Source organism: Shewanella chilikensis, from assembly GCF_037953065.1.
Lineage (GTDB): Bacteria > Pseudomonadota > Gammaproteobacteria > Enterobacterales > Shewanellaceae > Shewanella > Shewanella chilikensis.
On sequence record NZ_CP149966.1, the window covers coordinates 772442 to 785772 of the forward strand.

Here is a 13331-nt window from a genome sequence, read left to right on the forward strand (position 1 = left end):
TCTATAGAATCAGGCTTAAATCAAGCTGAAGCTGGCTTAGCGGGTACCGTAAACCACTATGGTTTTACCGTGCGCCTGGATCAGGTTCTGCTCTTCCAACATCTTGAGGATGCGGCCCACAGTTTCGCGGGAACAGCCAACAATCTGACCGATTTCCTGACGGGTGATCTTGATCTGCATACCGTCTGGGTGGGTCATGGCATCAGGCTGTTTGGCCAGATGCAACAGAGTTTGAGCGATGCGACCTGCCACGTCGAGGAAGGCCAAGTTGCCCACTTTCTGACTGGTGCTTTGCAGACGGTGAGCCATCTGAGCGGCCAGTTTCATCAGGATCTCTGGGTTAACCTGGATCAGTTGCTTGAACTTCTTGTAAGAGATTTCAGCAATTTCACAGGCTTGCTTGGCGCGAACCCAAGCGGTACGCTCGGCTTGCTCTTCGAACAGACCCAGTTCACCGATAAAGTCGCCCTGATTCAGATAAGAGAGGATCATTTCCTTACCTTCTTCATCTTTAATCAATACGGCAACAGACCCTTTAACTATGTAATACAGGGTGTCTGAATCTTCACCAGCATGGATCAGAGTGCTTTTGGCTGGATACTTATGAATGTGACAGTGTGATAAAAACCACTCCAAAGTCGGATCTGGTTTTGGCTTACCAATCAGAGCCATGCCTATGTTCCTCGATTGATTAAAACGAAAGTAAGGATATTCTAAATAAGGATTTTACGTCAATATCAAAGAGTAAACTTTGAACCAGGTCTTAGTTTAGACTGAGTGAATCAACGCAATTAAATCGCTAATCTTGGTTATCATTCTGATACTTTAGTGATACATGTCAACCAATTCAGATTAAAAGCCTCCGGATTCGCTCGAGTCTGTAGGTTAAATCACATCTTCTCTGCCTTGCTCACAATTCGCCAAGCTCATTGAGGGCTATTATTAGCATTTTATTGTTGGATTGACCTCGACTTTTACGCCGGGTTCGGGCTAATTTATGAGTCTGTATGCGTAGATTATCAAAGGGTATCAGAGTGAAATCTCCCTTAATTGCAGCGGCTGCCATGTTGGCCTTGAGTCTGTTCAGCGGACAGTTACAGGCCTTTGCCATTCCCCAGCCAAGCAAGGAAATTGCCGCCAGCAAACTGGCCTATATTCAGCTCAATGCCGCCAATGGTGAAGTGGAGGCTCAGTACCTGCTTGGTTTGATGTACCTCTCCGGCCGTTTCGTCGTCGAGGACAAAATTGCCGGCCTTGCCTGGTTGACCAAGGCTGCCGACGGGGGCGAAACCAAGGCGCAGCAAACCTTGGCAGACCTGGCATTTGAAGGCAAGTTGATGCAGCGGGACTTGGCGCTGGCCGAGCGTTGGTATCTGCCGTTGGCGGAGCAGGGCAACCATTGGGCCAAGTTCAGACTGGGTTTCCTCTATGCTTCAGGTGGGGAAGGGGTTAACCGCCATTGCGGCAAGGCTGTGGCGTTTTTCAGCTCGGCCGGTGATGACATCTCTCTTGGTAATGCCGCCTGGATCCTGGCCACTTGCCCCGAAGCCAAGTACCGCGATGGTGGTCGGGCGTTGGCGCTTGCCAAGCAACTACTGGAAGACAACAATCAGGACCCCACCAATCTCGATAACTTGGCGGCTGCTTACGCCGAATTAGGGAATTTTACTGCCGCAGTGGCGACTCAGCAGCAGGCCATTGCAGCGCTGGAGCAGTCGCAGGATCTCAGTAAGGCGCTTGAATTCCGGCAGCGGCTGGAGAGTTATCGCAGTCATAAGCCTTACCGTGAAGTGGTGCCCTTGATGGAATAACGCCCATTGTGAATGCTTCAAGCCGATACGGATAATTCCTTTGCCGAACGCTGGGGTTTTGGTTGAAGTTTTAGCTGTGGTTGATTGTGTTTGCGTCAGAGGAAGAGACTGACGCTTGCATGGAGAGCAAGAATTCGGGCAATAAAAAATGCCCATTATGGGCATCTAAAATAGGGTAGGTTGTTGACATACTCGAGGGAACAAACAGATCAAGATGGGGGAATCTATCCCCAAGAGTATGTCAACCATCAGTATTTCGCCTGAAATCCCGATGACTGTAATTTACCCCTTTAGACTTAAATCAAACTTAATCGAGTCTGAAGCCAAAATTTATCTGCATCCAGCCTATTCAATATCCTGCTCCAGCAGGGCTTGGCGCTTATCCATCAGGTCTTTGATAAGCGGTGTCAGAATAAGCTCCATCGCCAGTGACATCTTGCCACCCGGCACGACCAGGGTATTAACCCTGGACATAAAAGCTCCCTGGATCATCTTCAAATAGTAAGGAAAGTCGACATTGTTGATACCGCGAAAGCGGATCACCACAAAGCTTTCGTCCAGGCTGGGAATATCCTTGGCGCTGAAGGGGTTGGAGGTATCTACCGTAGGGACCCGCTGAAAATTGATATGAGTGCGGGAGAATTGCGGCGTCATGTGATTGATATAGTCGTCCATCGAACGCACGATTGAGCCCATCACTTTTTCACGGGTATGGCCGCGCTCAGAGGTATCGCGGATAATCTTCTGGATCCACTCCAGGTTGACTATGGGTACCATGCCAATCAAGAGATCCACGTGCTGGGCAACATTGCTTTCGCCGGTTACTACACCGCCGTGCAGCCCCTCGTAGTAGAGCATATCCGTGTCTTCCGGCAGCGGTCGCCACTGAGTAAAGGTACCCGGCATCTGGTTGTAAGGCACGGCTTCATCGAAGGTATGCAGGTAGGAGCGGGTTTCCCCTTGTCCCGTGCCGGCATAGTCGGCAAAACACTTTTCCAGACGGGCAAAGTCATTGGCTTCCGGGCCAAAATAGCTGATGTTGCGGTTCTCGGCCTTGGCCTTGCGGATCATCACTTCCATTTCGGCGCGGGTATAGTGGTGAAAGCTATCCCCTTCCACCATGGCCGCGTTGATCCCCAGTTGTCTGAAGATGTGACTGAAGGCGGTTGTGGTAGTCGTGGTTCCGGCACCCGATGAACCTGTCACTGCGATAATTGGATGTTTTGCAGACATTTTTCCTACCTGTTTTAAAAAACTTGGGCGCAGGCCGACGCTGTGGTTGTCTGGCCCGTTAACCTTTAGTTAACTACTTATAAAGGAATGCAGGGGGACGGGTCAATCATGGGCAAGTGGAGTTCGGCGCATGATCTCCTCGCGGGAGCGGATGGCAACAGACTCGTCATCTTCGCTGAATTCTACCAGTAAATGCCCTTCCTTCAGCGCCAAGCGGCACTTGCCGATGGCCTGTTCCAGCGCTTTGTCACCCAGGGCATCAAAACTGCCGTCTTCCACCTGGGAGAGCAGGAATTCTTTAATCAGGTTATCCAGGGTTTCATTGGGCAGTTGCAGCAGGGATTCATAGGGTATCAGCATGAGTTGACTCCGTTAGATAACGCAGCAAACGCTGCTCCAGATAATAGCGTGGCTGCCACGGTGTGCCGCCCTCGATAAAGCCCACATGGCCGCCATTGGCATGAAGCTCATATTCGACGCAGGCGGGCAGATGTGCCAATGATGGGATAACGGCGTCAGTCATAAAAGGGTCGTCTGCTGCATGAATTATCAGGGTCGGCTTGGCTATCTTACCCAATAAAGGCAAGGCGCTGGCCTTTTGATAATAGTCATCGACACCGTTGAAGCCGTGCAGCGGTGCCGTCACCTGATGGTCAAAATCATAAAAGGTGTTCAGCCGTTTGATGGCTTCGCCATTCAGCGGCAACTGACTATTGCCCCGCTCGAGTTTTAGCAGCATTTTTTGCTGCAGTTGGCGGATAAGATAACTTTGATAAACCTTGGAGAAGCCTTTCTCCAACCGCTTGGCACAGGATGCCAGCGCCAGCGGTGCCGATACCACGGCGGCGCGGCTGAGCAGGCTTTTCTCTGCAAATTCTCCCTGGTACTTGGCCAGTACATTGCCGCCTAGACTGTAACCTACCGCCAGCAGAGGCGAATGGGGATAGCGCTGCTTCAGGGTTTGCAGGCTATGGCTGATATCGGCCGTATCACCGCTGTGGTAACTGCGCGCCAGGCGATTGTCTTCACCCGAGCAGCCTCTGTGATGGTGCACTACGGCTGCCAGCTCCTGCTTCTGACACTCGCGCAGCAGGCGGCGGATATAGTGGGAGTCGGCGCTGCCTTCCAGCCCGTGCAGTATTACCAACAAGGGCTTACCCGGGATAGGCGCTTTAAGCCAGTCGAGGTCGATAAAGTCGCCATCTTCCAGCTCCAGACGCTCACGCCGCAGCGGCAGCCCAGCCACCTTGGTCAGCACGGGAATGATAGTTTGAAAATGGGGGCTTCTGGCCCACCAGGGCGGACGAAAACTGCTGCTCATGATATCTCGCATGCAAAATGGCCTATTGCCGTGGGCGCTTTGCTGTGGTTAATTGGTTATCGGCCGAATTGTAACACAGATGTCAGCACAGCCCAGTGCAGGGAAATGACAGGAGGACAGGCATGCAAAGACGGCAGTTTCTACTCTGGACTTTGGGAGGAACAACGGCACTGGCGTTAGGTGTCAGCCTCTATGTGGATGAGGAGATCGCCAACCTGAGTGAGCACGAAAAACCCCATGACCTTCTGCTCGGCGCCTTGATCCCTGTGTTGCTGGAAGGCGCATTGCCGGAGATTAGCAAGCATAGAGTTGATGCCATCAATCGCACTCTGGATGCGGTCAATCAAACTTTGAAATGGCTACCTAAGGCCCAGCGTCAGGAGCTGGAACAGCTGCTCGACATGCTGGAAAACCGCTTTGGCTTACTCTTGCTGAGCGGCAGCATGACTCCTCTGATGTTGCGCAGCCCCAACGAATTGGTCGAGATGCTGGAATCCTGGCGCAGCTCTTGGATGGCGCTGCTGCAACAAGCCTATCTCGGTCTCAGAGAGTTGTTGATGGCAAGCTATTATGCCTGCCCTGAGCATTGGGACAGACTTAACTATAACAAGCCAAAACTGGCACTCTGATACCCGACTGGAGACACATTTGCCGATAGCTGATCCCATTTTGGCCGGGCTGGCCGCAGGTTGGAAACATACAGATGGAGCCTCTTTGACCGAGGATCTTGAACTGGAGACGGATGTTGTCATCATAGGCACAGGTGCCGGCGGTGGCACGGCGGCTGAAATATTGACTCAGGCTGGGCTCAGAGTCTTGCTGTTGGAGGCCGGGCCGCTCAAGTCATCCTCTGACTTTGTCATGGAGGAGCGCCGCGCCTATCCAGAACTCTACCAGCAAGCGGCGGCCATGAAGACCCTGGATAAGGGAATAGGTATTTTCCAGGGCAAGTCGGTCGGCGGCTCCACCACAGTCAACTGGACCACTTCGATTCGCACCCCCAAAGCCACCTTGGATTATTGGCAAAGCCTTGGGGTTAAAGGTTTGTCCCGCAGCGAGTTGAACCCCTGGTTCGACAAGATGGAGCAAAGGCTTAATATCAGTCGTTGGCCGATAGATCCCAACCGCAACAACCAGGCCCTCAGGGATGGCTGTGTCGAGCTTGGCTGGGACTACACAGTTATCAAACGCAATGTGCTGGGCTGCTGGAACACGGGGTACTGCGGCATGGGCTGCCCGGTTAATGCCAAGCAATCCATGCTGGTCACCACCATACCTGCTGCCCTGAATGCCGGAGCAGAGTTATACAGCCATGTTCGCGCCGAGCGCTTCGAGCATCATGGTGAGCGGGTTTTTGCCCTCAGAGCCGAGGCGCTCGATGGCTATAACAAGCCCACTGGAGTCAAATTGATGATCCGCGCCCGTCATTATGTGGTGGCGGCCGGGGCAATCCACACTCCGGCATTACTGCTGCGTTCACAAATGACAGATCCCTATCAGCGCCTCGGCAAGCAGACCTGTTTACACCCAACCGTGCTCAGTGGCGCTCGCTTTCGGGAGGCAATCAATGCCCACTCCGGGGCACCGCAGTCGATATATTCGGATCAGTTTGTTTGGCAAGATGGTGCCACTGGTCAACCAGGATATAAGCTGGAGGTACCGCCGGTGCATCCTGTGCTTATCGCCTCCAAAACCCTGGGGTATGGGCCACAGCATGCCGAGCTGATGTCCTGGTTCAATCATCTGCAGGTCACCATAGCCCTGATCCGGGATGGCTTTTCGCCGGAATTGCCCGGTGGCCAGGTATTGCTGACAGATAAAGGCACTGCCCTGGATTACCCTCTGACGCCGGCCTTGTTTGCCGCCGCCAGACGGGCCTTTGCCAGCATGGCCGAGCTGCAGTTTGCCGCAGGCGCCGAGCAGGTTATGCCCATCAATGAGGGCGCCGGAATTTTGTCCTCCTGGCAAGAGGCCAAACAGGTTATTGCCGACATGCCGCTGGCGCCACTGAAGACCATAGTGGCTTCGGCGCATGTGATGGGCGGCTGCGCCATGGGGGAAGACAGGCAGTTATCCTGGGTGAACAGCGAAGGCCAGGCGCATTACTACAGCAATCTGTCGGTGATGGATGGCTCTGTATTCCCCAGCAGTTTGGGAGCCAATCCACAGCTGAGTATCTATGGTTTGACTGCGCGCAACGCCAGCTTACTGGCCCGGAGGCTCAAGCCTGAGCCAGCAGTGCAGGATGTTGCTGAGGGCTGAGGTTGAACTGTGCCAGATAGGTACTGAGATTGTGTTGCTTGTCTTCAGTGACGCTGCGAGGCAGGCCATTGAGTTTGTGCAATATCAGCTGCTGCCCTCTGCGTTCCATCATCAGCTCGACATCCAACATCTGTTGGTACTCGGCTTGTCCCAGGTTGGGTTTGGCCAAGCGTCTCAGCCGCCGATAGGGGCGCAGAATGCCGCTTTCCCACTGCTCAACTTCGCTGTGGAGCTGGGACCATGATCCCTGGTTGAGGCTAACGCCTTTGTTGTCCAGAGTCAGCGCCAGCAGCAAGAGGTTGACTATCAGGCCGTGTTCGTCCTGCAGTTTTATCAGCAGGCTTTCCAGCGCCGGGTAAAGTGTTTCACATTCCTGCCAAAGACTAGAGGTAAACAGACTCGTATGTGGCACGCTTTTCTCCTTGCTTGCAATCTCAACACCCGGGTTTCCCCGGCTCAAAGGCCTGACTCGGCTTCGATGGTGTCTATCTCTTCCTGAAGTTCCAACCAGTTCATTTCACTCTCTTCCAGCGCCTGCGAAAGTTGGGTGCGCTCGGCGAGGATCTCCGTCAGTCTGGGCTTTTGCTCGGCCTCGTAGAGAGAAGTATCCGCCAGCAGATTTTCCAGCTCCGCCAATCTGTCGGTAGCCTGGCTCTGCTCGGCTTCCAGTTTGGCCTGGCGTTTCTTCAGTGGTGATAGTTTTTGTCTCAATTCAGCTTCCAGGCGCTTTTGCAGCTTCTTGTCCTGGGCCGGTGAGGCTTCGTCAACCTGGGACACACTCGCCGTTGCGGCCTTGGCGGCATCCAGCAACCACTGGTGATAGTCATCCAGATCGCCATCGAACATCCGCACTTCGCCGCCGTCGACCAGATAATAGTCGTTGCAGGTGAGTCTCAGCAGGTGACGGTCGTGGGAAACTATCACCATGGCGCCTTCAAAGCCCTGTAGCGCTACGGTCAGGGCGTGGCGCATCTCCAGATCCAGATGGTTGGTGGGCTCATCAAGCAGCAATAGATTGGGGCGTTGCCAAACCAGCAGCGCCAATACCAGACGGGCCTTTTCACCACCGGAGAAGGGACGCACTTGGGCCAGTGCCATATCTCCCTGGAACCCAAAACCACCGAGGAAGTCTCTCAACTCCTGTTCGCGGGCATTGGGTGCCAGGCGCTGCAGATGCTGCAGCGGGGTATCATCCAGCTGCAGAAACTCTATCTGATGCTGGGCAAAGTAGCCGATATTGAGCCCGGGATTGGGCTCGTACAGGCCGCGCATGGGCGAGAGCTGCTCAGACAGCAACTTAATCAGGGTGGACTTACCGGCACCGTTGCGCCCCAGCAAACCGATGCGGGCGCCGGGTACCAGATTGAGATGCACCTTGTTGAGAATAGCCTTGTCGCCGTAGCCGACCGACACATCTTCCATCTTCACCAAGGGGTTGGGCAGCGCATCCGGCTCGCGAAACTCCATATAGAAAGGGCTGTCGGCCTTGGAAGGCATCAACTCAGTCATCCTTTCCAGTGCCTTCAGGCGGCTTTGGGCCTGTTTGGCCTTACTGGCCTTGTAACGGAAGCGGTCCACAAAAGACTGCATATGCGCCCGCTCTCGCTGCTGGCGCTCATAGGCCACCTGTTGCTGGGCCATACGCTCGGCGCGAGTGTGTTCAAAGGCGCTGTAGTTACCCTTGTAGAAGTTGAGTTTCTGGTGTTCCACATGGACGATTTCGTCCACTATGGCATCGATAAAGTCACGGTCGTGGCTGATCAGCACCAGCGTACCCTGATAGGATTTAATCCAACCTTCCAGCCAGTACATGGTATCCAGATCCAGGTGGTTGGTGGGTTCATCGAGCAGCAATAATTCTGAGCGACACAGCAGTGCCTGCGCCAGATTGAGACGCATCCGCCAGCCGCCGGAGAAGCTCTTCACCGGATGGCTCTGCTGGGCCTCGGTAAAGCCAAGACCTGCCAGCAAAGTACCGGCACGGGCGCGTATGCTGTAGCCGCCTACGGCATCAAGCTTGCCGTGCAGTTCGGCTATCCTGTGGCCATTATCCTCGGCTTCAGCCTTGGCCAACTGGGTTTCGAGCTCGCGAAACTCTCGATCGCCATCGAGCACATATTCCAGTGCCGTTACCTCCAGCGCCGGGGTTTCCTGGGCGACAGTTGCAATGCGCCACTGGGATGGCACGCTGATCTCGCCTTTGTCCAGGTGTAGTTGCCCTAAAATCAGGGCCAGCAATGAGGACTTGCCCGTACCGTTGGCGCCGACTAATCCCACCTTGTGGCCGGGATAAATAGTCAATGAGGCCTCGTCAAGCAAGGTCTTGGTGCCACGGATCAACTGGGCATCGGAAATGGTGATCATGAATACTGCTTTGGAATACGCTGAATTTATGGGGCCAGATGATAGCCCAGAACCCCGGCCTCAGGCTATAGCAGCAACACTTTGCTGTGAGCTGGCACCTGGGGGTAAAAGTAGGCCATCATTTCGAATGAAAGACTACCCTTAAAAGTATAGTTTTACGGCTAACGACGCGAAAAATATGGGAAAAAGCCAAAGTTTCAGATATTTCTGAGCTGCTTTTTGTAAAAACTTGCAGTACCATCCAGGTGCGCTCAAAAAAGCGCCACAGGAAACAAGGAGTTTTACCAAGGGGTAACCTAATTACCTTGGGGCAGACAGGGAGAGTCGTAGATGGGCGTAATCCGCGTAGTCAGCATGGCTGAGTTGCATCTCAGCGATGCCGGGCAGATTGAGGCCAACTGGCAAAGCTTGAGCAATGAACAGCTGGTATCTTTGGCGCCGTCCGGGCGCTCGCTCGAGCAGCTCAAGCGGGAACTGGCCGATGGCAGCAGAGTGATCCTCAGTGATACTCCAATCTTGCCACTATTTCGTTATCAATCAGGCGAGTGGATTACCAACATTCAAGAAGGTATTTCCCCTCACGCCGTTAATCAGATCCAAAAGCGTTTTGCCTCTGCAGGCAGCAGTGCTCACTTTAAGACATCCACCGGCAGCCTGGCCCCGGCCATCGAACCTGTTTACAGCCCGGATCCCAGCCTTACTCAGATTGCGCCCACCACGGCGCCAACGGCCAAAATCAGCCCCAAGTTCGCTCAAGCCAGACGCAGGTTGGAGTTGGAACTGGTCTACGATGACAAAGAGGAGACGGCGGCCGGTAAGGTGCCCTATAGAGTCGAATTTAGTGATGGTTCGCAAAAGAGCGGGGTATTGAATGCCAAGGGCTGGGCCTGCCTGGAAGATTGCCCCAACGGGGAAGCCACAGTGATCTTCGGCGATGAGGCAGAGCGCCAAAGTGCAGAGCAAAGGTTACCCGACCTCTACCGTCAGTTGGCGGCGTCGCTGGACACTGCGGCAGCGGAAATGGCCAAGAAAAGCGAACAGTTGGCCGCTCAGGCGGATGTTCAGCAAGTCAGTGACAGCTTCAGGCAAAAAGTGGATGCACAACTGGCGGAGCTGACGGCTCAGCGAGAGCAGTTCAACCAACAGCAAATCTGGCAACAAGCCTTGCAGACTGGCCAGGCTTATACACAGGGGCTGAGTCAGGGAACAGCCAGCTTCATGGACGATTTGCTGGATTTCAGTGGCTTGATGGCATTCCTCGAGGAAGCAGAGATAAGTCTTTCTTTGTTGCTCGAGGCGATAATGACAGGCGATGTCGATGCTCTGGAGGCCAAACTGGCCCAATGGCGTGCCCGCGGTGAAAATGGCTTGAAGGCCACCGGTGAGGCGATGGAAATGCTGATCTTGCTGTTAAAAGATGAGTATGTCCGCGCCTTATTGCAATCACTGCCACTGCGTTATCTCGACGCCATTCCCAAAGATAAGCTGGCCGAAATAGCCGGTTATATGCATAGCCGGGTCAGTTTGGATGGCATGTTGGAGATGTCTCTTGTCCTGCTTGCGGCGCTGGTTGGCAGCGTCTTTGGGGTGATCCTGATGTTCCTTTTGGTGACAAAGAAACGGGCCAATAGGATTATCAGCCCGGCCAGCAGCGTATTGGAAGATATCGCCAAGGCCCAAAAGGCGGTTCGGAACGACCATGCAGTTCAAACTTATATCGGGAAACACCAGACTCCACTGAATAGCAAGACACCAAAGGGTGATGTTGACACTCCTTTGAAAAGTCAGGAAAATCCGAAAGGTGTTCCAAGCAAACTTAAACCTTCCTATGTTCATGGGCAAAGTGATGGAGGCCCTGGTGTGTGGGCTAGTCGACATACACCAGAAAAAGGCGCTGCATATCAAATTGAAGTCACGGGTGCTCCACGGCATACAGAGTATGTTGTAAAGACGGATTTAATGAAAAGCGGTGAAATCAAATTTGATGGATTCAACCCTGAACGTGGAGTTTTAATTGATGCTAAGGATTTTAATAAATGGCCCAAAGATGAGGCTTGGTCGCTTGATGTTGTTTTGCGAGATGCGAGAAAGCAGTCAGCTGTAGCATCACAGGTGAAAACGAAAGTCGAGTGGCATATACCTAATCAAGAAAAGTTTGATCTTGTAAGTCAGTTGTTAAGAGAGAATAAAGTTAAACATATTAAACCAGTTTATACGCCTAAGGGTGGTCAATAATGATTAGAGCAAAAGAATACATGGGATTCTATTGGCAAGACAGGCAACAGTGCCTAGATGAATACTTATCTTTCATCATTGATTTACTCATAGGTATTGAGGCAGCGGTAGAACGCCCGTGCTCATTTGAAATACTCTCAAAGGGACTAAAACTAGATGTGATGCCAGATGATTTTCTTGAACAAAAGAGTAAAATTATTAGTTTAGTGCTTGACCCTGATGTCGCATATACAGAAGTTGTTCAAGAAGATTCGACTGTTTCCCTATTGTCCCCTTTGGGGTTCACATCGCAGTGGAAAGTTAAATTGGACTGTGGGCCAGTTTTTTTTATTATAGTGAGTTCGGGAGCATATGGTACTGCTAGCCCGGGAAATTCTGTTGTATGTAAACTAGATTCTCCTGTTGAAAGTAGAGTCAATGAATTGCAGTTTTTTAGGCAAGTTTGGAAGCTTTTAGTTACACAATGTAATCCAGAATTTGCAGTGTTCACGTCTCATGATTTGGCTTGCAAAATAGATCCTGATATGGAGTTTGACAATAGTGTCGGTTGGATTTCATACGTGAGTTCTACAGTCAACAGCCAGTCTATGCCTAGTGATATCATAATTAGTAATCTAGCTAATGGTTGTCAGTTGGAGGTAATTGAACGCTTAATGGGTGTTAATGATTCTGAAGTCGTTAATCTATTGAGAAATACTCAGAACGCATTGGTTAATGCAGGAATTATTTCTGTTGAAGATGATTTCTAGCTAAATAAGTGATCCTAATTGTGCTCCACTTTCATGACAGGGCGGGATTCCACTTTGCTTATATCTTAACCAAACACAATTTACAGCAATTTACAGGACAGCCAAATCTTTTTGATGTTTAGCCCAGCCTTGACTAGGGAAGGTGCGAATAAGTCCGAGATGTGAGATCATCGTGTTGTAACCTGAACCCAGAATGAGTAACCGGATGAGCCAGCAACTGACTTTTGCCGACAGTGAGTTTTCCAGTAAACGCCGCCAGACCCGCAAAGAAGTTTTCCTTGGCAGAATGGATGACTTGCTTCCCTGGGACAAATTACTTGGCGTTATCGAGCCTGTGTATCCCAAGGCCGGTAATGGTCGCAGGCCCTATCCGCTGGAAACCATGCTGCGTATTCACTGCATGCAGCAATGGTACAACCTGAGCGATGAGGCCATGGAAGATGCCCTCTATGAAATCGCCTCCATGCGACAATTTGCTCGCCTGTCACTGGATAAAGCCATTCCAGACCGCACTACCATCATGAATTTCCGGCATTTGCTGGAGCAGCATGAACTGGCCCGCAAAATCTTCAGTACCGTTAATCACTGGCTAGCAGAGTGTGGCGTTCTAATGACCCAGGGCACCTTGGTGGATGCCACCATCATTCAAGCCCCCAGCTCTACCAAAAACAAACACAACAGCCGTGATGAAGACATGCACCAGACCAAGAAAGGTAACCAGTGGTACTTCGGCATGAAAGCGCACATTGGCGTGGACGCCAAAAGTGGCCTGACCCACAGTCTGGTGACCACGGCGGCTAACGAGCACGACCTCAATCAGGTTGGCAAGTTACTGCATGGCGATGAAGAATTTATCTCAGCCGATGCTGGTTATCAGGGGGCCGAAAAGCGCGATGAGCTCAGCGATGTCAGCGCAGACTGGCTTATCGCCAAGCGTCCCGGCAAAGTGAATGCATTGAAGCAACACCCGCGCAAGAACAAGCTGGCCATCCGTTACGAATACCTGAAAGCGAGTATCCGAGCGAAGGTTGAGCATCCATTTCGGATAGTAAAATGTCAGTTTGGTTTCGTCAAAGCCAGGTACAAGGGGCTGGCTAAAAATGACAGTCAACTGGCGATGTTATTCACCCTGGCGAACCTGGTTCGAGTTGACCAATTGATACGGGCACAGGCGAGATCTACCTGAAATGAGGAAATTGGCCTGAAACAGGGCCAAAATCAGCCACGAAGAGACGATTTTGGGCTGAAAATTGGAAAATTGAGCCACAGGACGTCGATAAAGGACGGTTTGGGGCGTCATATCGGGAGCTGCGGACCACTTAATCGCAGCTTCCCTAGGCTTTGAAATACCCATCA

At 52.2% G+C, this 13331-nt stretch carries 12 protein-coding genes; 6 read left to right on the forward strand and 6 right to left on the reverse strand.

Annotated features, from left to right (window positions below; translation table 11 throughout):
* Window positions 1–36: 36 nt before the first annotated feature.
* Complete coding sequence (gene crp / locus WKR14_RS03645; RefSeq protein ID WP_025011303.1) at window positions 37–672, reverse strand: cAMP-activated global transcriptional regulator CRP; 636 nt, start codon at window positions 670–672, stop codon at window positions 37–39.
* A 356-nt stretch (window positions 673–1028) separates the two neighbouring features.
* Here crp and WKR14_RS03650 point away from each other — a divergent pair, with 356 nt between their 5' ends.
* Window positions 1029–1811, forward strand: a complete 783-nt coding sequence (locus tag WKR14_RS03650; RefSeq protein ID WP_373296859.1) for a tetratricopeptide repeat protein — start codon at window positions 1029–1031, stop codon at window positions 1809–1811.
* A gap of 345 nt (window positions 1812–2156) precedes the next feature.
* Here WKR14_RS03650 and WKR14_RS03655 read toward each other — a convergent pair whose 3' ends face one another.
* From WKR14_RS03655 to WKR14_RS03665, 3 genes are all read right to left on the reverse strand, one after another.
* Window positions 2157–3044: a phosphoribulokinase gene (locus tag WKR14_RS03655; RefSeq protein WP_039035531.1), complete on the reverse strand. Its 888-nt coding sequence runs from the start codon at window positions 3042–3044 to the stop codon at window positions 2157–2159.
* Window positions 3045–3146: 102 nt separating this feature from the next.
* The gene (locus tag WKR14_RS03660; RefSeq protein ID WP_156020294.1) at window positions 3147–3404 is read right to left on the reverse strand and encodes a YheU family protein; all 258 of its coding nucleotides are present in this window, start codon (window positions 3402–3404) and stop codon (window positions 3147–3149) included.
* Window positions 3388–4365, reverse strand: coding sequence for a hydrolase (locus WKR14_RS03665; RefSeq protein ID WP_101056779.1), 978 nt, complete (start codon window positions 4363–4365; stop codon window positions 3388–3390). The genes WKR14_RS03660 and WKR14_RS03665 overlap by 17 nt, the downstream gene beginning before the upstream one ends.
* A gap of 122 nt (window positions 4366–4487) precedes the next feature.
* Here WKR14_RS03665 and WKR14_RS03670 point away from each other — a divergent pair, with 122 nt between their 5' ends.
* Both WKR14_RS03670 and WKR14_RS03675 read left to right on the forward strand, forming a co-directional pair.
* On the forward strand, window positions 4488–4994 hold the full coding sequence (locus WKR14_RS03670; RefSeq protein WP_101056764.1) for a TAT leader-containing periplasmic protein: 507 nt from the start codon (window positions 4488–4490) through the stop codon (window positions 4992–4994).
* A 19-nt stretch (window positions 4995–5013) separates the two neighbouring features.
* Window positions 5014–6627, forward strand: coding sequence for a GMC family oxidoreductase (locus WKR14_RS03675; RefSeq protein WP_101056763.1), 1614 nt, complete (start codon window positions 5014–5016; stop codon window positions 6625–6627).
* Here WKR14_RS03675 and WKR14_RS03680 read toward each other — a convergent pair.
* Window positions 6587–7039: a DUF2390 domain-containing protein gene (locus tag WKR14_RS03680; RefSeq protein WP_096141983.1), complete on the reverse strand. Its 453-nt coding sequence runs from the start codon at window positions 7037–7039 to the stop codon at window positions 6587–6589. The genes WKR14_RS03675 and WKR14_RS03680 overlap by 41 nt on opposite strands.
* Before the next feature lie 44 nt (window positions 7040–7083).
* Entirely contained in the window at window positions 7084–8991 is a 1908-nt protein-coding gene (locus tag WKR14_RS03685; protein ID WP_226563738.1) for an ABC transporter ATP-binding protein, read from the reverse strand.
* Window positions 8992–9321: 330 nt separating this feature from the next.
* On the opposite strand from WKR14_RS03685, the gene WKR14_RS03690 reads away from it, so the two are divergent.
* The 3 genes from WKR14_RS03690 to WKR14_RS03700 all read left to right on the forward strand — a co-directional run bounded on the left by WKR14_RS03690 (window position 9322) and on the right by WKR14_RS03700 (window position 13161).
* Window positions 9322–11226, forward strand: a complete 1905-nt coding sequence (locus WKR14_RS03690) for a Tox-REase-5 domain-containing protein (protein ID WP_165564483.1) — start codon at window positions 9322–9324, stop codon at window positions 11224–11226.
* Window positions 11226–11975 (forward strand): Imm52 family immunity protein, encoded by a 750-nt coding sequence (locus WKR14_RS03695; protein ID WP_144220432.1) that lies wholly within the window; start codon window positions 11226–11228, stop codon window positions 11973–11975. The genes WKR14_RS03690 and WKR14_RS03695 overlap by 1 nt, the downstream gene beginning before the upstream one ends.
* Before the next feature lie 205 nt (window positions 11976–12180).
* Window positions 12181–13161 (forward strand): IS5-like element ISEc68 family transposase, encoded by a 981-nt coding sequence (locus tag WKR14_RS03700; protein ID WP_000082736.1) that lies wholly within the window; start codon window positions 12181–12183, stop codon window positions 13159–13161.
* The last annotated feature ends 170 nt before the right edge of the window (window positions 13162–13331 follow it).

Bases quoted from the DNA above. Each gene is read 5' to 3' on its own strand.
- WKR14_RS03700 (WP_000082736.1), top strand. From the start codon at position 12,181: ATGAGCCAGCAACTGACTTTTGCCGACAGTGAGTTTTCCAGTAAACGC.
- crp (WP_025011303.1), bottom strand. From the start codon at position 672: ATGGCTCTGATTGGTAAGCCAAAACCAGATCCGACTTTGGAGTGGTTT.
- WKR14_RS03685 (WP_226563738.1), bottom strand. From the start codon at position 8,991: ATGATCACCATTTCCGATGCCCAGTTGATCCGTGGCACCAAGACCTTG.
- WKR14_RS03690 (WP_165564483.1), top strand. From the start codon at position 9,322: ATGGGCGTAATCCGCGTAGTCAGCATGGCTGAGTTGCATCTCAGCGAT.
- WKR14_RS03670 (WP_101056764.1), top strand. From the start codon at position 4,488: ATGCAAAGACGGCAGTTTCTACTCTGGACTTTGGGAGGAACAACGGCA.
- WKR14_RS03695 (WP_144220432.1), top strand. From the start codon at position 11,226: ATGATTAGAGCAAAAGAATACATGGGATTCTATTGGCAAGACAGGCAA.
- WKR14_RS03660 (WP_156020294.1), bottom strand. From the start codon at position 3,404: ATGCTGATACCCTATGAATCCCTGCTGCAACTGCCCAATGAAACCCTG.
- WKR14_RS03655 (WP_039035531.1), bottom strand. From the start codon at position 3,044: ATGTCTGCAAAACATCCAATTATCGCAGTGACAGGTTCATCGGGTGCC.
- WKR14_RS03665 (WP_101056779.1), bottom strand. From the start codon at position 4,365: ATGAGCAGCAGTTTTCGTCCGCCCTGGTGGGCCAGAAGCCCCCATTTT.